Annotated in this window: 26 protein-coding genes; 18 read left to right on the top strand and 8 right to left on the bottom strand. The window is 63.0% G+C overall.

Translation table 11 applies throughout. The annotated features are described in order from the left end of the window. Positions 1-83 precede the first annotated feature (83 nt). The 10 genes from ISX84_RS20555 (at position 84) to ISX84_RS20600 (ending at position 9,506) form a co-directional block, all read left to right on the top strand. Positions 84-2,375, top strand: coding sequence for a bifunctional salicylyl-CoA 5-hydroxylase/oxidoreductase (locus ISX84_RS20555; protein WP_195822286.1), 2,292 nt, complete (start codon positions 84-86; stop codon positions 2,373-2,375). After that, on the top strand, positions 2,372-3,091 hold the full coding sequence (locus ISX84_RS20560; protein WP_195822287.1) for an SDR family NAD(P)-dependent oxidoreductase: 720 nt from the start codon (positions 2,372-2,374) through the stop codon (positions 3,089-3,091). The genes ISX84_RS20555 and ISX84_RS20560 overlap by 4 nt, the downstream gene beginning before the upstream one ends. After that, a complete protein-coding gene (locus tag ISX84_RS20565) occupies positions 3,088-3,567 on the top strand; it encodes a MarR family winged helix-turn-helix transcriptional regulator (protein ID WP_195822288.1) in 480 nt (159 codons plus the stop codon). Before ISX84_RS20560 ends, ISX84_RS20565 begins: the two co-directional genes overlap by 4 nt. After that, complete coding sequence (locus ISX84_RS20570) at positions 3,560-4,360, top strand: enoyl-CoA hydratase family protein (protein ID WP_195822289.1); 801 nt, start codon at positions 3,560-3,562, stop codon at positions 4,358-4,360. Before ISX84_RS20565 ends, ISX84_RS20570 begins: the two co-directional genes overlap by 8 nt. After that, positions 4,360-5,502 carry an acyl-CoA dehydrogenase family protein gene (locus ISX84_RS20575; RefSeq protein WP_195822290.1) on the top strand — a complete coding sequence of 381 codons (1,143 nt, stop codon included), beginning with the start codon at positions 4,360-4,362 and terminating at the stop codon, positions 5,500-5,502. Before ISX84_RS20570 ends, ISX84_RS20575 begins: the two co-directional genes overlap by 1 nt. Before the next feature lie 26 nt (positions 5,503-5,528). Beyond that, the gene (locus ISX84_RS20580; protein ID WP_195822291.1) at positions 5,529-5,978 is read left to right on the top strand and encodes a cupin domain-containing protein; all 450 of its coding nucleotides are present in this window, start codon (positions 5,529-5,531) and stop codon (positions 5,976-5,978) included. Positions 5,979-5,981: 3 nt separating this feature from the next. Further along, a complete protein-coding gene (locus tag ISX84_RS20585; protein WP_195822292.1) occupies positions 5,982-7,601 on the top strand; it encodes an AMP-binding protein in 1,620 nt (539 codons plus the stop codon). A gap of 40 nt (positions 7,602-7,641) precedes the next feature. Continuing rightward, a complete protein-coding gene (locus ISX84_RS20590) occupies positions 7,642-8,040 on the top strand; it encodes a RidA family protein (RefSeq protein WP_195822293.1) in 399 nt (132 codons plus the stop codon). A gap of 286 nt (positions 8,041-8,326) precedes the next feature. After that, positions 8,327-8,521, top strand: coding sequence for a hypothetical protein (locus tag ISX84_RS20595; RefSeq protein WP_195822294.1), 195 nt, complete (start codon positions 8,327-8,329; stop codon positions 8,519-8,521). A gap of 88 nt (positions 8,522-8,609) precedes the next feature. Beyond that, positions 8,610-9,506 (top strand): LysR substrate-binding domain-containing protein, encoded by an 897-nt coding sequence (locus tag ISX84_RS20600; protein ID WP_195822295.1) that lies wholly within the window; start codon positions 8,610-8,612, stop codon positions 9,504-9,506. 155 nt (positions 9,507-9,661) lie between these two features. Here ISX84_RS20600 and ISX84_RS20605 read toward each other — a convergent pair whose 3' ends face one another. After that, on the bottom strand, positions 9,662-11,638 hold the full coding sequence (locus tag ISX84_RS20605; RefSeq protein ID WP_195822296.1) for a calcium-binding protein: 1,977 nt from the start codon (positions 11,636-11,638) through the stop codon (positions 9,662-9,664). A 428-nt stretch (positions 11,639-12,066) separates the two neighbouring features. Here ISX84_RS20605 and ISX84_RS20610 point away from each other — a divergent pair, with 428 nt between their 5' ends. After that, positions 12,067-12,513, top strand: coding sequence for a globin domain-containing protein (locus ISX84_RS20610; protein WP_195822297.1), 447 nt, complete (start codon positions 12,067-12,069; stop codon positions 12,511-12,513). Positions 12,514-12,638: 125 nt separating this feature from the next. Here the strand turns inward: ISX84_RS20610 and ISX84_RS20615 are convergent, their stop codons facing one another. Both ISX84_RS20615 and ISX84_RS20620 read right to left on the bottom strand, forming a co-directional pair. Beyond that, positions 12,639-13,679 (bottom strand): nucleotidyltransferase family protein, encoded by a 1,041-nt coding sequence (locus ISX84_RS20615; RefSeq protein ID WP_195822298.1) that lies wholly within the window; start codon positions 13,677-13,679, stop codon positions 12,639-12,641. Between the two features lie 157 nt (positions 13,680-13,836). Next, the gene (locus ISX84_RS20620) at positions 13,837-14,532 is read right to left on the bottom strand and encodes a DnaA N-terminal domain-containing protein (RefSeq protein WP_195822299.1); all 696 of its coding nucleotides are present in this window, start codon (positions 14,530-14,532) and stop codon (positions 13,837-13,839) included. 398 nt (positions 14,533-14,930) lie between these two features. On the opposite strand from ISX84_RS20620, the gene ISX84_RS20625 reads away from it, so the two are divergent. After that, positions 14,931-16,241 carry an AAA family ATPase gene (locus ISX84_RS20625; RefSeq protein ID WP_195822300.1) on the top strand — a complete coding sequence of 437 codons (1,311 nt, stop codon included), beginning with the start codon at positions 14,931-14,933 and terminating at the stop codon, positions 16,239-16,241. Further along, complete coding sequence (locus ISX84_RS20630) at positions 16,238-17,302, top strand: ParB/RepB/Spo0J family partition protein (protein ID WP_195822301.1); 1,065 nt, start codon at positions 16,238-16,240, stop codon at positions 17,300-17,302. Before ISX84_RS20625 ends, ISX84_RS20630 begins: the two co-directional genes overlap by 4 nt. 367 nt (positions 17,303-17,669) lie before the next feature. Here ISX84_RS20630 and pqqA read toward each other — a convergent pair whose 3' ends face one another. From pqqA to ISX84_RS20645, 3 genes are all read right to left on the bottom strand, one after another. Next, positions 17,670-17,768 carry a pyrroloquinoline quinone precursor peptide PqqA gene (gene pqqA, locus ISX84_RS20635; protein WP_195822302.1) on the bottom strand — a complete coding sequence of 33 codons (99 nt, stop codon included), beginning with the start codon at positions 17,766-17,768 and terminating at the stop codon, positions 17,670-17,672. Between the two features lie 102 nt (positions 17,769-17,870). Further along, a complete protein-coding gene (locus ISX84_RS20640; RefSeq protein WP_326838778.1) occupies positions 17,871-18,551 on the bottom strand; it encodes a response regulator transcription factor in 681 nt (226 codons plus the stop codon). A gap of 10 nt (positions 18,552-18,561) precedes the next feature. Beyond that, the gene (locus ISX84_RS20645; protein ID WP_195822304.1) at positions 18,562-20,139 is read right to left on the bottom strand and encodes a sensor histidine kinase; all 1,578 of its coding nucleotides are present in this window, start codon (positions 20,137-20,139) and stop codon (positions 18,562-18,564) included. Positions 20,140-20,306: 167 nt separating this feature from the next. Between ISX84_RS20645 and ISX84_RS20650 the strand changes: the two genes are divergently transcribed. Continuing rightward, positions 20,307-20,510: a hypothetical protein gene (locus tag ISX84_RS20650; RefSeq protein ID WP_195822305.1), complete on the top strand. Its 204-nt coding sequence runs from the start codon at positions 20,307-20,309 to the stop codon at positions 20,508-20,510. Positions 20,511-20,520: 10 nt separating this feature from the next. Here ISX84_RS20650 and ISX84_RS20655 read toward each other — a convergent pair whose 3' ends face one another. Continuing rightward, a complete protein-coding gene (locus ISX84_RS20655) occupies positions 20,521-21,312 on the bottom strand; it encodes an ABC transporter permease (RefSeq protein ID WP_195822306.1) in 792 nt (263 codons plus the stop codon). Continuing rightward, positions 21,309-22,028, bottom strand: a complete 720-nt coding sequence (locus tag ISX84_RS20660) for an ABC transporter ATP-binding protein (protein ID WP_195822307.1) — start codon at positions 22,026-22,028, stop codon at positions 21,309-21,311. The genes ISX84_RS20655 and ISX84_RS20660 overlap by 4 nt, the downstream gene beginning before the upstream one ends. A 214-nt stretch (positions 22,029-22,242) precedes the next feature. Here ISX84_RS20660 and ISX84_RS20665 point away from each other — a divergent pair, with 214 nt between their 5' ends. From ISX84_RS20665 to ISX84_RS20680, 4 genes are all read left to right on the top strand, one after another. Beyond that, a complete protein-coding gene (locus ISX84_RS20665; protein WP_195822308.1) occupies positions 22,243-22,668 on the top strand; it encodes a thiosulfate oxidation carrier protein SoxY in 426 nt (141 codons plus the stop codon). A 4-nt stretch (positions 22,669-22,672) separates the two neighbouring features. Then, on the top strand, positions 22,673-23,002 hold the full coding sequence (gene soxZ / locus ISX84_RS20670; RefSeq protein ID WP_195822309.1) for a thiosulfate oxidation carrier complex protein SoxZ: 330 nt from the start codon (positions 22,673-22,675) through the stop codon (positions 23,000-23,002). A gap of 71 nt (positions 23,003-23,073) precedes the next feature. Then, a complete protein-coding gene (locus tag ISX84_RS20675) occupies positions 23,074-23,394 on the top strand; it encodes a c-type cytochrome (RefSeq protein ID WP_195822310.1) in 321 nt (106 codons plus the stop codon). 24 nt (positions 23,395-23,418) lie between these two features. Continuing rightward, positions 23,419-23,668 (top strand): FAD-dependent oxidoreductase (locus ISX84_RS20680; protein WP_195822311.1); only part of this gene is annotated, 250 nt, incomplete at its 3' end.

Raw genomic sequence — 23,668 nt, forward strand, 5'->3', positions numbered from 1 at the left:
TTCAAGCTTAAAATTTCAGACTTGAAATAGTCTGACCCCCCGCCTACCCTACCAGCAATCGGATTTCTGCAAAGGGGATGCTCATGCGTGTCGCATGTCTCGGCGGTGGGCCTGCGGGTCTCTACTTCGCGATATCGCTGAAACTGCGCCAACCGGACGCGGATGTCACTGTTTTTGAGCGCAACAAGCCCGATGATACCTTTGGCTGGGGCGTGGTGCTGTCGGACGAAACCCTCGACAACCTGATGCAGAACGACCCCACCAGCGCAAAGGCGATCCGCGATCACTTTGCCTATTGGGACGATATCGCGGTCTTCTACCGGGGCAGCAAACAGCTCTCCACCGGGCACGGGTTCTGCGGGATCGGGCGCAAGCGCCTGCTGCTTCTGCTGCAGGCGCGCGCCCGGGAGCTTGGCGTGACCCTTGTCTTCGAACACAGCATCGACAGCGTTGCGGAATTTGCCAAAGGCTACGATCTGGTGGTGGCCTCCGACGGGCTGAACTCCATCGCGCGCAGCGAGTTTGCCGATCACTTCAAGCCGAACATCGAGATGCGCGCCTGCAAGTTTGTCTGGCTAGGCACCCGTCAGAAATTCGACGATGCCTTCACCTTCATCTTCGAAGAGACCGACAAAGGGTGGCTCTGGGCACACGCCTACCAGTTCGATGCAGATACGGCGACCTTCATTGTCGAGACAGATGAAGACACGTGGAACGCCTATGGTTTTGGCGAGATGAGCCAGCAGGAAAGCATCGCGGTCTGTGAAGAGGTCTTCAAAGACCACCTGGACGGCCATGCGCTGATGACCAACGCGAACCATATCCGCGGCTCGGCCTGGATCAACTTTCCCCGGGTGCTCTGCGAAAACTGGAGCCATGAGAACGTCGTGCTGATGGGCGACGCCTCGGCCTCGGCGCATTTCTCCATCGGGTCGGGCTCGAAACTGGCGCTGGAAAGCGCCATTGCGCTGGCCGACTACGTCACCACCAAGAACACGCTGGCCGAGGCCTTTGCCCTTTATCAGGAGGAACGCAGGGTTCAGGTCCTTCGCCTGCAATCGGCGGCGCGCAATTCGCTGGAGTGGTTCGAAGAGGTGCAGCGTTACCTCGGCCTCGACCCGGTGCAGTTCAACTATTCCCTGCTCACCCGCAGCCAGCGGATCAGCCACGAAAACCTGCGCCTGCGCGATCCGGAGTGGCTCGAAAGCGCCGAACGCTGGTTCCAGACCCAGGCCGGCGGGCCGGAGACTCCGGTGCGCGCGCCGATGTTCGCGCCTTTCAAGCTGCGCGACATGGCGCTGGAAAACCGCGTCGTCGTCTCGCCAATGGCGCAATACAAGGCCGCCGAGGGCTGTCCGACCGACTGGCATTTCGTGCACTATGCCGAGCGCGCCAAGGGCGGGGCCGGGCTGATCTATACGGAAATGACCTGTACCTCGGCCAAGGGCCGGATCACCCCCGGCTGCCCCGGTCTCTACGCCCCCGACCATGAAACCGCATGGCGGCGTCTGACGGATTTCGTGCACGCGGAAACGAGGGCCAAGATCTGCTGCCAGATTGGCCATTCGGGCCGCAAGGGCTCCACCAATGTGGCGTGGCAAGGCATGGACAGGCCACTGGCGCGTGACAATTGGGGGTTGATCTCCGCCTCGGCGATCCCCTGGTCGGCGGAGAACGCCGTGCCCCGCGCCATGACACGCGATGACATGGACGCGGTAAAGGCGGAATTCGTCGCGGCGGCGGAAATGGCCGACCGCGCGGGCTTTGACATGATCGAACTGCACGCGGCCCATGGGTATCTGATCTCGTCGTTTATCTCGCCCCTGTCGAACAGGCGCGACGACGACTATGGCGGCCCCCTCGACAATCGCCTGCGCTATCCGCTGGAGGTTTTTGACGCCATGCGCGCCGTTTGGCCAGCGGCCAAGCCGATGTCGGTACGCATCTCCGCCAGTGACTGGGCGGGCGCGGACGGGGTCACGCCCGAAGAGGCCGTCGAGATCGCCAAGGCCTTTTCCGCCGCAGGCGCCGACATCATCGACGTTTCCGCCGGGCAGACCTCGACGCAGGCCAAGCCTGTCTACGGGCGCATGTTCCAGACGCCGTTTTCCGACCGTATCCGCAATGAGGCCAACATCGCCACCATGGCCGTTGGCAATATCTACGAGCCCGATCACGTCAATTCGATCCTGATGGCGGGCCGCGCCGACCTGGTCTGCCTCGCCCGCCCGCATCTTGCCGATCCCTATTGGACGCTGCACGCGGGCGCAGAAATCGGCGACCGGGCACAGCCCTGGCCCCTGCCCTATGAGGCGGGCCGCGACCAACTCTGGCGCCTCGCGGACCGCGAAGCGGAAATGGGAGGGGCGGTATGAGACGGGTTCTGGTCACGGGCGGCGGGTCGGGCATCGGACGGGGCATTGCCCGCGCCTTCGCCGATGCAGGCGATCACGTCACCATCGCGGGCCGCCGCGCGGAGGCCCTGCACGACACCGACGCAGGCCGCGGCATGACCTGCGTGCCAGCGGACATCACCGATGAGGCCGCCGTCGACGCGCTCTTTGCACAGCCCTTTGATGTGGTGATCGCCAATGTGGGCAGCGGACGCGCAGCACCACTGACCGAGGTGAGCCTTGAGGAATGGAATACCACTTTGGCGACCAACCTCACCGGCACCTTCCTAACCTTCCGCGCTGCCCTGCGCGACATGGCCGACGGCGGGCGGCTCATTGCCATTGCCTCAACGCAAGCGCTGAAAGGCGGGGGCCGGATCGCCGCCTATGCGGCCTCGAAACACGGGGTGCTGGGCCTCGTACGGTCGGTGGCGCATGAGGTCGCGCGCAAGGGGATCACCTGCAATGCGATCTGTCCGGGGTTTGTCGACACGCCCATGGCCGAGGCCGCCGTGAACAGTGTGATGCAGGGCCGCGACCTTGATGAGGAGGCCGCCCGCAAAATGGTCGTCTCCAACAACCCCATCGGACGGCTGATCACCACCGACGAAGTCGCCTCTGCCGCGCTTTACCTTGCCTCTCCCGGGGCCGCGATGGTCAATGGCCACGCCCTGGCCCTGTCCGGGGGCGAGATATGAAACCGCAAGATCAATCCTCCGCCGATCCCGCCTCCAAGGAGCATCTGCGCCTCTGGCTGCGGCTGCTGAAAATCAACCGTCTGGTCGAGGCCGAATTGCGCGAACGCCTGCGCCTGAGCTTCGGCACCACCCTGCCCCGCTTCGACGTCATGTCGGCGCTCTACCGCAATCCCAAGGGCATGAAGATGAGCGAGCTGTCGCGGCTCCTGATGGTCTCCAACGGCAATGTGACCGGCATCGTCGACCGGCTGACCGAAGACGGGTTCATGCTGCGCGAGGCGGTGCCCGGCGACCGGCGTGCCGCGCGCGTGCGCCTGACCCGGAACGGCATTGCCGAGTTCGAACGACAGGCTGCGGCTCATGAAGAGTGGGTCAGCGACCTTCTGGGCGGGTTGGACCCGGACGACACCCGCCGCATGGCGGATGATCTGGGCACCGCCCTGACGCTTGACAGAAAGGACGCCGACGATGCGTAACCCGCCACAGCATTTCCACTGCACCATCAGCGACCGCATCGCCACCATCGCCCTCGACCGGCCAGAGCGGAAAAACCCGCTGACCTTCGACAGCTATGCGGAGTTGCGCGACTGGTTCCGCGATCTGGTCTATGCGGAGGATGTGGATGCGGTGATCTTTGCCTCCTCGGGCGGCAATTTCAGTTCCGGCGGTGACGTGCACGACATCATCGGTCCGCTGACCCGGATGACCATGAAGGAGTTGCTCACCTTCACCCGTATGACCGGCGATCTGGTCAAAGCGATGATCAATTGCGGCAAACCGGTGATCGCCGCCATCGATGGCATCTGCGTCGGCGCGGGCGCGATCATCGCCATGGCATCCGATATGCGCATCGCCACGCCCGAGGCGAAAACCGCCTTTCTCTTTACGCGCGTGGGCCTTGCCGGCTGCGACATGGGCGCGTGTGCGATACTGCCCCGGATCATCGGGCAAGGCCGCGCAGCGGAATTGCTCTACACGGGCCGGTCGATGAGCGCCGAGGAAGGCCACGCCTGGGGCTTCCACAACCGTCTCGTGCCCGCCGAAGACCTCACCACCGAAGCCCGCAGCCTTGCCGAACGGATCGTTGCAGGCCCGAATTTCGCGCATATGATGACCAAGACGATGCTGGCGCAGGAATGGTCCATGTCGATCGAACAGGCCGTCGAGGCCGAAGCGCAGGCGCAGGCGATCTGCATGCAGACCGGCGATTTCGAACGCGCCTATACCGCTTTCGTGGCCAAGGAAAAACCGGTGTTCGAGGGGGATTGATGGCAGACAAGAGCTTTCTCGACTGGCCCTTCTTCGACGGCAAGCACCGCGCCCTCGCCGCGTGGATCGACGACTGGGCAGCGCGGGCCACACGGCAAATCGACCACGCCGACACCGATGCCGCCTGCCGCGCGCTGGTCGCGGCGATGGGACAGGAAACATTCCTCGAACACGCCGCCCCGCAAGGCCCCGCCTTCGATGTGCGCGCGCTCTGCCTGATCCGGGAAACCCTGGCGCGCCACGACGGGCTCGCGGATTTCGCCTTTGCCATGCAGGGTCTCGGAACGGGCGCGCTCACGCTCTTTGGCACCCATGCGCAAAAGGAGGCCTGGCTGCCCAAGGTGCGCCGCGGCGAGGCCATCGCCGCCTTTGCGCTGACCGAACCACAGTCGGGCTCGGACGTGGCCAATGCCACCATGACGGCCACACGCGACGGCGACAGCTACATCCTGAACGGTGAAAAGACATGGATTTCCAACGGCGGGATCGCCGATGTCTACACGGTCTTTGCCCGCACCGGTGACGGCCCCGGCGCGCGCGGGCTTTCGGCTTTCGTCGTACCCGCAGACCTGCCCGGGTTCGAGGTGACCGAGCGACTGGAGGTGATCGCCCCGCACCCTCTCGCGACCCTGCGCTTCTCCGATGTCCGCCTCCCCGCCTCTGCCCGCATCGGCGACAGCGGCGCGGGGTTCAAGATTGCCATGTCGGTGCTCGATGTCTTCCGCTCCACCGTGGCGGCGGCGGCCCTGGGCTTTGCCCGCCGCGCGCTGGACGAAAGCCTGACCCGCATCCAGACCCGCAAGGTGCAAGGCGCGCCGCTGGCCGATCTGCAGATCGTGCAGGGCCATATCGCGGATATGGCGCTCGACATCGACGCCAGCGCCCTGCTGATCTACCGCGCGGCCTGGGCCAAGGACAGTGGCGCACCGCGCGTCACCCGCGAGGCGGCAATGGCCAAGCTCTTCAGCACCGATCAGGCTCAGAAAGTCATCGACACCGCGGTACAGCTGCACGGCGGCGACGGCGTGCGCAAGGGTCAGAAGGTCGAAGAGCTTTACCGCGATATCCGCGCCCTGCGCATCTACGAGGGCGCCTCGGACGTGCAGCGCGTGATCATCGCGCGTCAAACCATGGGCACGTAACCCATTCACTCGAAAGGAAATATACCATGACCGATCTTGAAAAAGGCATCACCAAAAACGGCGCGGGCCTTGACGGCACCGAATGGAACATCCTCGGTCAGGCCTATTTCCCCAAGGCGATCTGCGACACCACCTTTGCCTTCGAGACCAATTCGAACCCGGGCGATTTCGTGCCCGTACACATCCACCCGACGCAGGACGAATTCATCCTCGTGCAGGAAGGCGAGCTTGATCTGAAGCTCGACGGGGTCTGGTCCAAGGCCTATCCCGGTGATGTGGTCCGCATGCCCAAGGGCATTCCGCACGGCTATTTCAACAAGTCCGACAAACCCTGCCGCGCGCTCTTCTGGGTCTCGCCTATGGGCAAGCTCAAGGACCTCTTCGACCAGCTGCACAACCTCTCCGACCCCGAGGAAGCCGCGCGCATCTCTGCCGAACATGACGTCGATTTCCTGCCGCCCGAAGCCAACGCGTGAACCATGCTGGGGCCTTCCGCACATACCGACACCTTCGCCCGGGACAACCTGCCGCCCTCCGACGCGCAGCCCGAGTTCCTGCTGGAGGGGTTCGATTATCCCGACCGGCTGAACGCCGCGGTGGAACTGACCGATGCGGTGGTCGCCCGGGGCATGGGGGACAACACGGCGCTGATCGGCAACGGGCGGCGGCGCACCTATAAGGAGCTCAGCGACTGGACCAACCGGCTGGCCCACGCGCTGGTCGAGGACCTTAAGATCAAACCCGGCAACCGCGTGCTGATCCGCTCTGCCAACAATCCCGCGATGGTGGCCTGCTGGCTGGCTGCGACAAAGGCGGGCGCGGTGGTGGTCAACACCATGCCGATGCTGCGCGCGGGCGAACTTGCCCAGATCGTCGACAAGGCAGAGATCACCCACGCGCTCTGCGACACCCGTCTGATGGACGAGATGGTGGCCTGCGCCAAGGGATCGAGGTTCCTGAAATCCGTGGTGGGCTTCGACGGCACCTCCAACCACGATGCGGAACTCGACCGGCTGGCACTTGAAAAACCAGTGCAGTTCGACGCGGTCGAGACCGGGCGGGATGATGTGGCGCTTTTGGGTTTCACCTCCGGCACAACCGGCGATCCCAAGGCCACGATGCATTTCCACCGCGATCTGCTGATCATCGCGGACGGCTACGCGCGCGAGGTTCTGGGCGTGGTACCAGAGGATATCTTTGTCGGCTCCCCGCCCCTGGCCTTCACCTTCGGGCTCGGGGGCCTGGCAATCTTTCCCCTACGCTTTGGCGCGGCGGCAACCCTGCTCGAAACCGCCTCCCCGCCGAACATGATCGACATCATCGAGAAATACCGCGCCACGGTCTGTTTCACCGCACCCACCGCCTACCGCGCGATGATGCGCGCCATGGAGGACGGCGCCGACCTGTCGAGCCTGCGCGCCGCCGTCTCCGCCGGTGAGACCCTGCCCGGCCCGGTCTACGAGGAATGGAGGACCAAGACTGGCAAACCCATGCTCGACGGGATCGGTGCGACCGAGATGCTGCACATCTTCATCTCCAACCGCTTCGACGACCACAAACCGGCCTGCACGGGGAAACCCGTCACCGGCTACCAGGTCCGCCTGATCGATGAGAACGGCACCCCCGTGCCGACCGGCACGCCGGGACGTCTGGCCGTGAAAGGACCGACGGGATGCCGGTACCTCGCGGACGAACGCCAGTCCCTCTACGTGCAGGACGGGTGGAACGTCACCGGCGATACCTTCGTGATGGACGCGGACGGCTACCTGCATTTCGCCGCGCGGAATGACGATATGATCGTCTCCTCCGGCTATAACATCGCGGGGCCGGAGGTGGAGGCCGCCCTTCTGTCCCATGACACGGTGGTGGAATGCGGCGTGATCGGTGTGCCCGACCCAGAGCGCGGGCATATCGTCGAGGCGCATGTCGTACTGGCCGACGGCGTGGCGGCGGATCAGACCACCGCAGAGGCGCTGCAGGAGCATGTCAAGGCAACCATCGCGCCCTATAAGTACCCAAGATCCGTCCGGTTTATCACAGCCTTGCCCAAGACGCAGACCGGCAAGATACAGCGGTTCCGGCTGAAAGAGGACCCTTAGGTGACCCGACATTTCAATTTTTCAAATAAGAAGAGACACCATGCCACACCGCATCATTGATCCCGACGGGTGGGCGCCTGCAAAGGGCTATGCCAATGGTGTCCTGACCGATGATGGCCACCTCTTTGTCGGCGGCCAGATCGGGTGGAACGCCGCGCAGAGGTTCGAGACACATGACTTCATCGGGCAGATGACCCAGGCCCTGCGCAACATCCTGCAGGTTGTCGAAGAGGCCGGCGGCGCGGCGGCCGACATCACCCGGCTTACGTGGTATGTGACTGATAAAAAAGAGTATCTTTCGCGACAAAGCGAAGTAGGTGCAGCCTATCGCAGCGTGTTGGGGCGCCATTTCCCGGCCATGACCATGGTTGTCGTTGCCGATCTGATCGAAGATGAGGCGCTGGTCGAGATCGAAGCAACGGCAGTTCTGTCCCCCTGACCGCCACCGGATTATAGGCAGCTCACTCAGACCCATCTGGCGGGGTGTGACCTCCTTTTCAGGCGCGGCGACCGACCCAAGCGGCCTGTCTTCCATATTTTGAAAACTGAGCGGGCAGGCGGACGCCGGATGCTTGCCCCGACCCACTCCGCAGACACCACCCATCTACGGCCTTTTGCCCCCCTCCATTGGCCTTTCGAACGCACGAACGGGCCACCGCGAGGGGACAAAGAACCTGCATCCGCAGCGCGCCGCCGGGTCGATTTTTAAATCCAATGATGTCCGAATGACCGCCGATCGCGCGGCGGCGTGCAATCAGCCAAGCCAATGTCTTTGCGAATATGCGCAGACATATCAAGAAGCCGGTCATCACATTCAAAAAGTCGCTGATTCCGCTTTTCCAAACGGCGCATACTCTGTAAAAAACCTATCTTTTTCAGTAGTTTTTGATATATTCGCATACAAGCACCATGGATTCTGAATTGCACTGAGTCGCGGCACCAGCATGCCCTTTCACCCGGCGCATTCCCAACAAATCCAGGCGCTATAGGTATAAATGAGTTTTATGGATGACCCGAACACCCCTCCCCCCGCTAGCCGCGGTGCGCGTTTTTGAAGCGGCGGCGCGTTACGGCAATTTCACCGCCGCCGCTTCCGAGCTTGGGATGACGCAGGCGGCGGTCAGTTATCAGATCAAGGTTCTCGAAGATCGCGTCGGGGCCTCGCTTTTCCACCGCCAGCCGCGCGGGGTGCAGGTGACCGACGTTGGTGCCCGGTTTTCGGACCGGATGACCGCCTCGCTGGACATGATCGCCGACGCCTACGCCGAAGCAAAAGGCACAACCCAGGGCATGTTGGCCGTCAGCGTCATTCCGACCTTTGCAACCAATTTTCTGGCCCGGCGGCTGGGCCGCTTTCAATTGGCCAACCCCGACATCGCGGTCCGCATCGAAGTCAGCGAAGCGCTGGTCGATTTCAACGCGAGCGGTTTCGATCTAGGGATTCGCGGCGGTCGGGGAGACTGGCCCGGTCTCACCTGTCACAAGATCATGAAAACCGCCTTCACCCCGATGCTCAGCCCGGCGCTGGCCGCGTCCATTGGCGGGGTTTCGCGCCCGGAAGATCTTTTGAAACTGCCGATCCTCGCGCTATCCGATCCATGGTGGCGGATCTGGTTCGAGGCGGCGGGCGTCAAGGCCGCCGATGTGCCGGACAGCAGCGCGCAGAATTTCGGATCTCAGGTGATCGAAGCCAATGCGGCGATTGCCGGGCACGGTGTCGTCATGCTGACCCCGGCCTTTTTTCAGGATGAAATTGAGCTGGGCTTGCTGACGCAACCCTTCGATCTGACCTGCGATGACGGCAGCGCCTATTGGTTGACCTATCCCGAAAGCCGACGGAATGCGCCAAAGATCCGCAGTTTCCGCAAGTGGCTGGAAGGTGAAATGGCGACCTTCGACAGCTGAAACCTGAAAGAGATGAAAATAAGCGCCGCGCGAAAAGATCGCGCGGCGCTTTTTGGTTGGCGTGCGGGGGGGCGCCGCGTTCCAACCGATCCCCGGTAAAGAAGACTGACACAGAGACACAAGGCAGAGAGATCTGGGCCAGTACCGGAGAAATCTCAGAAGACGAAGTTATCCGACAGTTCCATCGACAGGGTCCCCCATGGCAAGGGACCATCCCCCTCCTCGCCGAACTCGAGGATCGAGCCATCCTCCACCTTGGCGGCAAAGGCATCGGTATCCACATTGCGGAATCTGGCAATCCATTGAAACCCTTCCTCGGCCGTCTCGGCGGCAAGGAATGTGTCCGGCCCATAGCCGACAACAGTGAGCAGATCAGACAGCTCGGTTCTGTGGGTCAGACCTTGCTGTGCGAAGAAGCCATCTTCGAAGTCCAGCCTATCGGTGCCCAGCTCGAAATCAAAGATATCCGCATAGCCGACACCGGCTCCGGCTTTCCAGTGAAAGGTGTCCGCGCCCAGACCGCCGCGCACCTCATTGTAGCCGTCGCCGCCAGACAACACATCGTCGCCCTGGCCGCCGTTCAACTCGTCATCATCGTCGCCGCCGTCCAACGTATCTTCGCCATAACCACCGTTCAGGGTGTCTTCGCCTTCGCGACCGACGAGTTTGTCGTTGCCGCCCTCGCCATCGGCCACGTCGTTGCCCGAACCGCCATCAATATAGTCATTGCCGGTGCGGCCTCTGATCTCGTCATGGTGATTGCCGCCAAAGATCGTATCGTTGCCGATGCCGCCATCGACCGTGTCATTGCCACTGCCCGCGTCGATGGTGTCATTGCCGTCACCACCTTCGATACTATCGTTGCCGCTGGCCCCTTCAATATCATCGTGGCCATCGCCACCTTCGAGGGTATCCCAGCCCGCACCACCGTCGATGTCGTCATTGCCGTCACCGCCATAGATCATGTCATGGGCACTATCCCCAAACAGCGTGTCATTGCCTTCGCCGCCGCTGATGGTGTCGTTGCCGGACCCGCCATAGGCCAGGTCGTGCCCATCGCCACCCGAGACATAGTCGTTTTCGCTGTAGCCATTCAGGGTGTCGTTCCCGTCGTTGCCATAGATGGTGTCGTCCCCTTCGAGACCGTGCACATCGTCATTGCCCGATCCCGTCATCAACAGGTTACCATCCGCATCACCGACAACTGTTGCGTTGCTGTCGCCAAGCACGATGACGTTCTGGATGTCAGACAGGGAATCATGGCCGAGGGCACCGTTGCTGGACCCGATGAAAAGCTGCACGATGATGTCACCGGCCACGCCACTGGTGTCATAGATGGCGGTGTTGATGCCCGAACCGCCGTCGAGCGTATCGTCGCCCAGACCGCCTTCCATCCAGTCATTGCCGCTGTTGCCGCGCAGCAGGTCATCGCCCTCGCCGCCGTCCATGTCATCGTTGCCGCTGCCGCCATACATGCGGTCATCGCCATGCCCGCCTTCCATGGTGTCATTGTTGGCGCCGCCGGACATGGTGTCGTTGTCGCCACCGCCCGACATCAGATCATTGCCGGCGTTCCCCATCAGGGAATCGTCACCCGCCGATCCGCTTATGGTGTCGTCTCCGTCCCCGCCGCGGACCGTGTCATCACCAGCTTCGCCGTTCAACCTGTCGTCCCCGCCGCGCCCTTCGATGACATCATCGCCATCGGACCCGTAGATCCTGTTCTGGACATCATTCCCAAGCAGCGTGTCATTCCCCAGGCCACCCTCCACGTTCTCGATGGAATAGTACCGTTCCTGTGCGACGTAAGGCGTAGGATCGAAGTGACTGGTGACCGGGTTGTACACATGGGCGATCAGGCCGTGGATTCCTCCGACGCCGCTGGACAAATCCACGCTGACATCATGCGTGGTCCAGTTGTAGTTGATCCGGTCGGTGCCGGATCCGCCGTCGTAATGATGTGTAAAGCCGTAGCGGGTCCCGTTGGCTAGACTGAATTCATAGTTGAACTCGTCGTCGCCGCCGTGTCCATAAAACCAGCCGTTCGGAGGGCCTTCGAACCAGTTGGGCAGATTATGAATGAAGATCCAGTCTCTTAAATCAGACCCGTGAAAAGGCATTGGGGCAGGCACGTTGTTTCTCCTCGACGCTTTACCGATTAAATCACTTGTTCAAATGAGCCGGACCATACCGGCCGGGCTTTCGCTGTCTGACGAGATACTCACAGATCTGTGAGCGCAGAACCCGCAGCGCTGCAAGCAGGTCATGCACGGGTGCAGGATCTCGCCTTACGTCAATAAATTCCATTTGATTTCAGACTTCTAGGTATTGCGCCAGCCAGGTGCACCCATCTGCCGGGCCGTCACCATGTCCTGTCGTCGCCGCGCCGTGTTCCGCCCCATGCATTTTTGCCGGACCCTTATGCAGATCTGCAGGTTGTTCGACGCAGGTGCAAAATCTAGAGTTCAGCACCGGGCGGAGAGGCCAGCGTGTTCATCCCGGCGGCCACGTGGCATGCCAGGATCGACCCGCATATGAATAAAAAGGGGGAGCATGTTCAATGGACCTGACCCAGGACGACATCGACATTATCCGCGCCTCCTACATGCAGCTGTCCTCCGATCTCCAGCGGTCGGGGGACGTGTTCTACGAGGCGCTGTTCGACATTGCCCCCGACACGCGGGAGCTGTTTCTGGCCGACATGTCCTCGCAGGCGATGAAGCTGATGAGCACCATCGGGCTGGTGGTGTCGCAACTGCAGAACTCCGAGGCGCTGGAACCTGTCGTCAAGGATCTGGCGCTGCGGCATCTGGCCTACGGTGTGGAAGAGCAGCACTACGGTCAGGTGCGCGAGGCACTGTTCAGAATGCTCGGCATCGTGCTCGACAGCGCCTATTCCGATGAGGCCCGCATCGCCTGGGGCAAGGCGTATGACGGTCTGGCCGATGTGATGGTGCGGGTCGCCTACCCCGAACGCAAGGGAAAGCAGTCACGCGCCATCACGTGACCCGCCCGCTGTCGGTGTCGCGGCGCGTCAGAACGGCACACACCGCGCCCCTGAGAGGCCAGAGCGGGCTTCTCAGACCCCCCCGCCCACTGCCGCTGCCTTAACAGTGCGATTTTTGCCAGCGGTCACCCCGTGCCCTCTCCGTCGACCGCCCCGGACAGGCGCGCAAGACTATCCGCCGTCCGCGGCATGCGGGCAAGGCTCGCCTCGATGCGCGCGACCCACTTTGGCCCGCGCGCCCGCGCCGCCAGATACGCATCGCTGAGCTCATCCGGGCGCAGTTCAAGCAGCGCGTCGATGAGATAGGCCGCCTGGGCCCGATCCTTTGCGGATTTCTGCGCGTCCGGCCCCCCTGCCCTGCGATCCGCCACGATCAGCTTGTGGATCGCAAACCGTTCCGGCCGCGGGATCTGGACAAGCACGCCCGAGCGGTAAAGCGCGACCGCCGGAATGGGATCGTGCAAAAGGTAGTCCAGATGCCGCAGCGCAATGGCGCTGACGCCGAGGGCCGGCAGATCCCGCACGCCCTCATCGCGATGCGCAGGCATCAGGAATTCCACCAGCGTCTCCCCCCCACCCTGCGACCAGCGCCAGGTCCGTGCGTTATCCAGCGACGGGACTGGCTCAAAGGCCAGGGATTTGAACACCTCCACCAAAGGCGTCTCCACCACATCATCCACGGCAAAAGACAGCCGCTCGAAACTGCCGATGTCGATGTCGCCGGTCTGCGCCAAGTGATCGACCCCCAGCTGCACGCCCAGCTCCCCTTCGTAGTGCCGAAAGGCAACCGTGCCGACCAGCGTCCCGCCCAGCCGGAAGACACCCGTCCGGGCGAAGGCGTTGAGCAGGCTGCCGGTCCGCTGATCGGTGGAGGTATAGCCCTCGGCGCGCAGCAGACGCACCAACCGGGTCCGCGCGCGCCGCCGCGCCTCCGCGTCTGCCTTGAGTTCTTTCGCCTGCGCGAGCCGCGCCCGCAGATCCTCGCTGTCCGGGCCGATGTACTTCTGCCCCATCTTGGCCCCGATACGGTATTTATCGTACCAGAAGACACGGCCCTTGACCGTGACGGCGACCGGCGTTCCGATCAGATCGGAAACAACGTCATCCCGCAGCAGCCGCAGCAGGTCGTGATAGGCCGACATACCAATCTGGGAATGGAACCGCATGCGTTATACCTCAGAAATATGTTTTGATGTATAATATGGCACACATAGCTATACAGCAATAAATATATTTGATGTATACCTCTAGAGGTGTGATACGGCGGCGTTCGCCCCGTTGCCGCAACAGGCTCCCCCAAAAGGACCGGGCCCCGGTCTCCACCTAGATTTCGAAGGCGACCCGGTCGACCGGCCCCAGCTCCTTTTCCACAGCGCCAAGCAATACCGGCATGTGATGCATCTCGACATAGCGCTGGATAAAACCGCTGGGGGCCTTCAGGTGCAACTGACCGCCCTCAAAGGTCAGGAACGTCAAACGCGCAAACCAGGCTTCGTAGAGGTTGGGATGCTCTGCAGCCACAGCTGTCATCGCACGCCCCCAGGGTGATCCCTTCAGCGGGGCGGAAGGCGTGCGCTCCTCATCTCGCAAATACGTCTCTAACTTGATGACTTTCGTCTCTATCTGCCGATAACGGGCCCGCATGCGCTGTTCGAAATCCGAACCCACGCGGGACCAGGACGGCTCCGACAATCGGGCGATCTCGCCATAGTTCAGCCGGTAGGCCCCTACCCTGCCCCGCACACCGCTACGTTTGCAGATCAACACGCCAGCAGACACCAGCCGTTTGATCTCCCGTTTCACCGTACGCTCATTCACCGACCACATCCGCGCCATGTCACGCTGTCCGACGCAGAACTCATCCGCCCGCCAGTTATATCGGGCCGTCACCAGCGCCATCAGCCGCATGAAGGAGGTTTGCAGGGTCGGTGAGCCATTGAGCCCTGCCACCGACAGCGCTGTCAGCAAATCGTATTTCAGTACACCGGCCTCTGGGCCGGTCAATCTCTGCGGTTCCATCGTGGATGGTAATCCTGTTTCATGCCATATGTCTGCCTCACAGATCAGCCTCTTGCGGGTCGATTCTGCTATGACCTCAGAGAACATCAAAATCCCGTCTTCTGTCAACACAAAGCGAATAGCGGGAATTTCTGCGGATTTTCCAAAATCAATTTAAATCAAAGGTATATTGGTTAAGGGTGACAGCCTAGCGTCACCCTATAGGCCCTCTGCTGACACCATATCTACGTATTCAGGTGGGTGGCTGTCCCTAAATAATCGACGCCCCCCGCGTATTGACTGCCTAATACGGAGAATAACCCGAAAAACGCGCGTTTGGCTAAATGAGAAATTTCTTTTTGCTCAATTCCTGAAATCCCGTTATTCGTGGAGGCGCAGGTAAAAACGCGAGAGGCGCCATGAGAAATCACAACGACCTTCTGACCATGAATGAACGCAGCCTCGCTCAGCAGGCCGCCGTTCGGAGGGCAACCTTCTCGCCGGGGGAAGTGAAGGAGCTGCGGCCCTTCTCCATCTGGGAGATCAGCCAGTTCATGTTCGACGTCCCCGCCGACACGTTGCGCAAGAAGCTGGCCGAGGACCCGTCCCTGCCCCAGGGTCTTACGGAAGAGGACGGTCGCCAGCGCTGGTTCTCGCTCGAAGAGATCAATGAGCTGCGCCGGCGGATGCGGTTTCGCGGCCGGTCCTTACAGCCCGAGCGTCCGAAGGGGCGCGCCATGCGGGTGGCGGTCTCGAACTTCAAGGGCGGTGTTGGCAAGACCGTGGTGGCCCAGCATCTGGCGCATGCCGCGGCGCTCGATGGCTACCGCGTGCTCTGCATCGACTTCGACCCCCAGGCCACGCTCACCCACTCCATGGGCATCATCGAGGTCAAGGAGTGGAACACGGTCTGGGGCATCATGTGCCGCGATCTCTGCCGCGAGGCGGACCGGATCATGGAAGGCTACGATGACCCGGACGACTGCCCCTACCCCGCGTCTGATGAGTTGCCGGATGACGTGCGCTCCATCGGGTCGCAGCGGTTCCAGGATTTCATCCAGCCCACCTGCTGGCCAACCATCGATATCATCCCGTCTTGCGCCAATGCCGCTTTCGTGGAATTCGCCAGCGCGCAGTACCGCTCCGTGCACAAGGCGTGGAGCTTTTTTGGCTGCGTTGCGCGCTATCTCGATGAGCTGCCCGATGACCAATACGACATCATCGTTTTCGACTGCCCGCCCGCGATTGGCTACCAGTCCCTGAACGCGGCCTTTGCGGCGGACATCCTCTACATTCCCTCCGGCCCGGGCTATTGGGAATACGACAGCACGACGAGCTATCTGGGCCAGCTCGGCGATGCGATGGCGGATATTTCGGAAGGTTTTCAGGACCTGGCAGCGGACGCGGGGATCACGCTCCCGAAACGCTTTTCCGATATCCGCTTGCTGATGACCCGCTTCGAGGCCGCTAACCCGCTGCACGCGGCAATGATGGAAGCCTTCCAGAATGTCTTCGGCGCGGACGTCTGCGCCAACCCGATCGAAATGACCCGTGCCGTGGAACAATCGGGGCGGTTCCAGATGTCGGTCTACGAGCAGGATTACAGGCAGATGACCCGCGAGACCTGGAAGCGCGCGCGGCAGAGTTTCGACCGCGCCTATGACGAGTTTCTCAAGACGGTCCTGGCGGCCTGGACAGAACATGACAGCCGGAAGGAGGCTGCGGAATGAGCAGTAAGAATAAATTTGGTTTTGCGCCCGTGGAAGCAGATGCCGTTCGTCAGCGACGTGATCGTACACCGGGGCCCATGGGGGCTGCCGTGCGGGACGTGGCCGACAGCCTGCAGGAAACCACGGAGGCGAAGGTGGCGCAGCGCCGTCAGAATGCCGAGGACGCCAAGGCGTTTCGCGCCGCGCAGGATGAGGGCCGGGTTTTGGTCCGGCTCGCGCTGGGTGAGATCTCCACCGATGATCTGCCGCGCGACCGGCTGGAACTTGAGGCGGTCGCGGCCTCCGATGAAATGGAGGAGCTGAAGGCGTCGATCCGCGAGCGGGGCCAAAAGGAGCCGGTCGAAGTCTATGTGGGCCCGGATGGCGGCTATCAGCTCAAGAAGGGCTGGCGGCGTTTCACGGCGCTGTCGCAGCTGCTGAGCGAGACGGGCGAGGAGGCCTTTGCCACCATCGTCGCGCGGGTTGAGCCGGGGCAGGCGGAGCGGATCGCGCGCTATGTCGATATGGTTGAAGAGAACGTGGTGCGCGAAGACCTGACCTTTGCCGAGATGGCGCAGGTGGCGATCACTGCGGCGCAGGACGACGGGATTGAGGAGACGGATCCGGCGGAGCTGGTCAACCGGCTCTATGGCGCGCTGCACAAGACCAAGCGCTCCTATATCCGCAACTTCGTCTTTCTGCTGACGGTGCTGGGCGACGCGGTGCAATGGCCCAAGGACATCGCCCGCAATCTTGGTGTCGATGTGGCGCGGGCGATCAAGTCGCCGGAGCAGGCGGAGGCTTTGCGCAGTCAGTTGCAGGGGTGCTCCTCGGCGGAAGCGCAGAACCGCGTGCTGGCGGCGTTTCTGGATGTTGCGCGGGCCGGGAAAGGCGCGTCCCGGGAGGCGTCGGCGCCTAAGCAGAAGTTCGAGTTTTTCGTGGGCAAGACCAAGGTCACTGCGCGGGAAGGGGAGTGCCGTATCGTGAGCGAGCGGGACTTTGCGACGATCCCCAAGGCGCGTCTGGAGGAGGCGGTGAAAGCCTTTGAAGAGGCGTTGCAGGGTGGGCCGCGTATCCGCTAGAGCGGTGGGTTACCCGTGGGTAACATCCGCGGGTGGGTGCTTTGATGAGGTTCCGGGTTACCCATGGGTAACCCGGGCTCATAATAATAAAACAAATAAAATCAATAAGTTAACTTATTCATCGGCTAGTGTCGCTCACCTTAATGCGTCGGATCGCCAATCTGTGTGAGCCACTCGGAAAAAGCGTGTGCATCTGTGAAGGGGGAGGTGTGTTGCCGCAATCCCGTAGACTGGAGAGATGGGCGTTGCGGCAACAGTTTGGATATCGGTGCCGGTAAGGCACCGCATCAGGGAACCGCAAAAGCGGTCAGGGAGAAAAGTGGGTGTTGTGGGGGCGCCGCACCAAGAAGGTGCCGCGCGCGGATCGTTAGATCAGGGTTTCGCGCTCGTCGTCCTCGCCGGGTCCGTACATGTTGATTTCCATGCCGCAGGCGATTTCGCGCAGTGTTGGTTTTGTCCAGGCCATGAGGGGCTCCTCCAAAGGATGTATCCGTTGCCGCAACCGTGACAGAGCAGAACATGTTGAGCGACTCTTATTTTATGAGAAGGCTGTGACGAGCGGCCCGCCTCAGGGCTCGACCCGGACCGGCAGCTTGCCGGTCAGGCAAAAGCCCCGGTTGCGCAGGGTTTTGATTTCCATGCCGAAATCCGACGTTGCCAGCTTCTTGCGCAGGTAGCCGATGTAGACATCGACCACGTTTTCGTTACCGGAGCCTTCCGCCGCCCAGAGGGTATCGAAAATCTCGTTCCGGGGCACCGGGGCCTCGGGCGATTGCATCAGCAGCGCCAGCAGGTCGAATTCGCGTTCGGTGAGGGTGATCTGATCGGTTGCGTTTTCCAGCCTCCGGTCGGTCACCTGCAGACGGGCCGGTTGCGGCCGCTGGCTGCCAACGCGATGCTCCTGCACCCGCAGCCGGGCGACAAGCTCGTCAAAGCTGAAAGGTTTGACCACATAGTCATCGGCCCCGGCCTCCAGCCCGGCGGTGCGGTGTTCGACCTCCGACAGCGCCGAGAGCATCAGGATCGGCAGCGTGGCCCCGGCGGCACGGGCGCTGCGCACCAGGTCGATACCGCTGTCCGCGCCCAGCATCACATCGACAATGGCGCCGACGTGATGGCCGTTCTGCAGGCGTTCCAGTGCGCGATCAGCGCGGTTTTCCGCCTCCGTTTCATAGCCGTGCAGCGCCAGCCCGCGGGCCAGCGCCGAGGTGATTTCCGGATCGTCGTCGATGATCAGCAACCTGTTCACGGGGCCAAGTCTAATCGGTCTTGCGCGGCAGGCGAACCGCGATTTTCGTCCCGGGTGCATCGCCGAGCGCCGCGCCGTGGGGCAGGGGGCTTTGCAGGGAGATCGCGCCGCCCTGTGCCTCGATCACCCATTTGGCCAGTGCAAGACCGACACCAAAGCCCGCGTTGGCGGTGGCAGAGGTGCCTTGCGCAAAGCGGTCGAAGATCCGCGTCTGATCTTCCGGGGCGACACCGGGGCCGTTGTCGCAGACCGACAGGGTGACGTCGGTGGCCGATGCCTCTGCGGTGATCCGCAGCAGCTTGCCCGCCCGGGCATGGCGGATGGCATTGCGGATCAGGCTGACGATCACCTGCCGCACCCAGTTCGGATCGCAAAGCACCGCGACATCCGGCGGGGCGGGTGTGTCGACCTCCATCCCGGCGCTGTCGATCTCGGATTGGCTTTCGCGCCGTATCTCTCGCATCAGGTCAGGCAGCGAAACCTCTTGTGGGTCAAGGGCCAGCTCGCCGGTGTCGGAGCGCGCCAGCCGCAGCAGATCATCGATGCGCCGGTTCAGGCGCGCGGCGCGGGATTCGATGGTGGCAAAGGCGGCTTTCGGGTCCGGGCTGCCGCGTGTGCCGATCTCCGCCTCCATCAGGATCACGGTGAGCGGGGTGCGCAATTCGTGGCTGATGTCGGCAAAGAAGCGGCGGCGCTTGTCGTCGATCTCGGCCAGTTGCGCGTTGGCGGTGCGCAGCGCTTCGGTGCGGTCGGCGATGGTTTCGTTCAGGCGCGCCCATTCGGCCTGCACCTCCTCCTGCCGGGCGAGCAGGGCGGCGGCCATGCGGTTGGTCTCAGAAGAGAGCTGACCGATCTCATCATTGCGGGTCACCGGCAGACTGACAGTAAAGTCGCCGGTGCCGATCTGATGCGCGGCGGTGCGCAGGCTGTCGAGGCGGGTGAACTGTGGTCGGATCAGCCCGAAGGTGAAGGCGGCCACGGCCAGTAGCGTGGCGGCGACGATGCCAAGGGCCGCACGCGTCAGCCGTTGGCGCAGCGCGTCGATGCCCGACAGGATGTCGTTGCGAAAGAGCACCTCGGTGTTCACCGCCTGGCTGAGCAGCTGGTCGACGCGCGAGGCAAAGCCGTCGAGATGCGCGCGCAGCCGGGCCGCGTCCCCTTCCTCGGCAAGGCCCGTTTCGGCGCTGTCGAGCGCGGCCTGCATCCGCGCGATGCCCAGCGATTGCGTGCCATAGCGGGATTGTTCGTCGAGCCCGAGCGCCTCGGCGGCCTGCACCGCGTCCTCCACATCGGCGTGCAGCTGTTCGAAGGTGCGGCGCATCTGGTCGATCACGGGTGCGAGGCGCGCCATGCGGCTGTCGGTCGGCTGGTCGGTCTGTACCGCCTCGGTGGCCACCACGAGGAAGGTGGAGGCCTGGGTGGAGAGGCTGGCATAGCGCGCGATGCGGTTCTCCGAGGCAAGCGCGGTGTCGAGGCGTTGGGCCACTTCGGCGAGACCCAGAGAGAGGATCAGCGCGGTCAGGATGGTGCCTGCGCCCAGGAGGGCGGCGCCGATGGTCAGCCGCAGCTTGAGCGAGAGCGCGGTCATGCGCGCAGGTCCCGGACGGCAGGCAGATGCGCAAAAATGCTGCACAATCGACGGTATTTGGTCCTGAAACAGGGGGCAGGGGGGGGTGTTAAGGAGTATTTTACCGACTTTAGTCTATGTTTTGGCCGTGCGCACGAGCAGAAAACAAGAACAGGAACACCCGCACCATGATTGAGCTTTTGTTTGTTGCCTGTCTTTCGACAGCCCCGGATGAGTGCCGCGAGCGCAGCCTTGTCTTTACCGATATTTCGCCGATGCAGTGTCTGATGGGGGCGCAGCCGGAGCTGGCCAAGTGGTCGGCAGGCCACCCCAACTTTGAGATCAAGAGCTGGCGCTGCCGCACCGTCACCTTCGCGGAACGGGAGACCTGACGCCACCGGCTCAGCCCTTGCGCTTCATCAGCCCGCGTGCGGGGTCGTAGCCCCAGACGGCGAGCAGGGTGAGCAGGATGGTGCTGAGCACCACCCAGGCCAGGGCGTGCAGGTTGATCTGCAGGTAGAGCAGGAAGCGGATGAGCTCGACCACATGGGTGAAGGGGTTGAGCGCGCAGATGTCGCGCAGAAGCGGGGAGCTTTCGGCCATCTTCCATAAGGGATAGAGGGCCGAGGAGAGGAAGAACATCGGGAAGATGACGAAGTTCATCACGCCGGCGAAGTTCTCCAGCTGCGAGATGAAGCTGGAGAGCACGAGGCCGAGCGCCCCCAGCATCAGACCGCCCAGGATCAGCCCTGGCAGCACCGCGACATAGCCCAGCGTGGGCAGGGTGATCCCGAAAAGCGCGGCAATCCCGAGGAAGGTGTAGACCTGCAGGATCGAGATGGCGGTGGAGCCGAAAAGGCGGCAAAAGAGCAGCCACCAGCGCGGGAAGGGCGAGGTGAGCAGCAGCCGCATGGACCCCATTTCGCGGTCATAGACCAGGCTGAGCGAGCTTTGCATGCCGTTGAACAGCAGCACCATCGCGCAGAGACCGGGCACGATATAGGTCTCGTAGGTGATGTAGGTCTGATAGGGCGGGATGATCGACAGGCCGAGCGCCGCGCGAAAGCCCGCCGCGAAGATCAAGAGCCACACCAGCGGGCGCACAAGCGCGGCGATGAAGCGCTCACGCTGGTGGATGAAGCGCAGGAATTCGCGGCCCACGATGGCGCGGGTGACGCCCCAGAAACCGCTCATGCCGGGGCTCCGGTTTGCGCCAGAAACCAATCTGACAGGGGCATGTCGCCGCGGACATCCCCGGTGGTACCCGCGTGCAGGATCTGCCCCTGATGCAGCACCAGCAGTGCGTCGCTGTCGCGCACCTCGTCGGTGAGATGCGTGGTCCAGAGTACGCAGAGCCCCTGATCGGCCAGATCATGCACATGGGCGGTGATCGCGGCGCGCGCGGCGGCGTCGAGGCCGACGGTCGGCTCGTCCAGCAGCAGCACCTTGGGGTCATGCAACAGGGCGCGGGCCAGCTCCATCCGGCGGCGGTGGCCGCCATTGAGCGCGCGGGCCTTTTCATCGGCGCGTTCCGCCATGTCGAGCCGGTCGAGGGCGGCGTCAATGCGGCCCGGCACCTCGCTGCGCGGCAACCCGTGCAGGGCGGCGAAATAGCTGAGGTTCTGCCGCACGGAGAGGTTCAGATCGAGCGTCGGCTGCTGGAAGACCACGCCGAGGGCGGCGAGCGCCTTGCGCGGGGCACGGCGCAGATCGTGCCCGGCGATGTGAATATCCCCTTTTGGCGCGACCAGCAGGCGGGTGAGCAGCGAGACCAGCGTGGATTTCCCCGCACCGTTTGGCCCCAGCAAGGCGCAGAACCGCCCCGGCGCCACATCGAGCGAAACCGCATCCAGCGCGCGTTTTGGCCCGTAATCAAAGCTCAGGTCGCGGACGCTGAGGCCGCCGGTCATCGCAGTGACCTCGGTTGGATCATTCTGGTCACGCGTCCTCCCGGCTCCGCCCCGTCATGGCCGCAGCTTGCCCCGAAAGCCCGGGCGCGACAAGCGCTGCGGCATAGCCTTTGGTCGCAACAGCAAAGGGCGGTGCGCGCCCATCACGAAGTTGTCATTGCCGGGTTTTTGGCGGATGACATAGCCTTGCCCCATGCCACAGGGAGGCGATATCGTGGAACTCACGCGGCGCGGGATGCTGGTGTCCGGCTCGGCCACGCTTCTGGCGCTTGGCTTTCCGGGGCATCTTGCGGCGGAAGAGATCACCACCGAAGAGGCGATCGCGGCCTTTGCCAAAGGCGCCCCGATCAGCCCCGGTGGCGTGACGCTGACGCTGGAGGCGGTGGCCGAGGATGGTTTCCGGGTGCCGGTCACGGTGGCGGCAGAGGGGGCGGCGGCATTGATGATCGTGGCGCCGGAAAACCCGGTGCCGCCGATTGCGCTGGCCCGGTTCGGCCCGATGGCGGTGGAACAGGAACTTGCGACCCGCATCCGTCTGGCCCGCACGCAGGAGGTCATGGCGCTGGCACGGATGGCCGATGGCACCGTCCGGCAGGTCAGCCAGCATGTCGATGTCGTTGTTGGCGGCTGCGGGGCTTAGGCGTATGGCGACAGGGGTCAAATCACGGGTGAAACTGCCCAAGACGGCAGCCGCTGGAGAGGTGATCACGATCAAGACGCTGATCACGCACCGGATGGAGAGCGGCCAGCGGCGTGACGACGCGGGGGCGGTCATCCCGCGCTCGATCATCCACCGCTTTACCTGCGATTTCGAGGGGGAGCCGGTTGTCGATGTGCAGGTGCATCCCGGCGTTTCGACCAACCCGTTTTTCGCGTTCCGGGCGCGCGTGTCGCGCAGCGGTGTGTTCAGCTTTGCCTGGTATGACGATGATGGGGCGGTCTACACCGACAGCAAAGCCATTGCGGTCACGTGACAGCGGTGGCGCTGCGACGCCGACCAAAGTTTGGCTGGGCCAGCTGCGATCGCCGCGCGATACTGTCTGACATGTTTTGGCGGTTCATCGGGTTGGGCGTGATCGGCGCTCTGAGCGCCGGGGCGGCGGCGGCCTGCACGGCCCCTGAGCCTGGGGCGGGCGATGTGGAGTATGGCGCGTATCTGGCGGGCGAATGTGTGACCTGTCACCGGCCCGTGGGGTCGGCGGCGGGCATCCCCGTGATCACCGGTCTGGCGGCATCTGATTTTGTCGCGGCGCTGCAGGCTTACCGGTGTGGCACCCGGCGGCACGCGGTGATGGAGATGGTGGCCAGGCGTCTGGGGGATGCGGAGATTGCCGCACTGGCGGCGTATTTCGGTAGCCTGGACTGAAATTGGTCTTGGGGAGGGATTGCAATGGGGTTGAACAGACGGGATTTCATCGGCGCTGCAGCATTGGGGGCCTTGTCGGCGCCTTCGGTTTTGGCCGAGGGGCATGGCAAACCGCGGGTGGTGGTGATTGGCGGGGGGGCAGGCGGGGCCACGGCGGCGCGCTACATTGCCAAGGACAGCCAGGGCGGCGTGGAGGTCACGCTGGTGGAGCCGTCGCGGACCTATTTCTCTTGCTTTTTCTCCAACCTCTACATCGGCGGCTTCAAGGAGATCG

Source organism: Roseobacter sp. MH60115, from assembly GCF_015644665.1.
Taxonomy (GTDB): domain Bacteria; phylum Pseudomonadota; class Alphaproteobacteria; order Rhodobacterales; family Rhodobacteraceae; genus Roseobacter.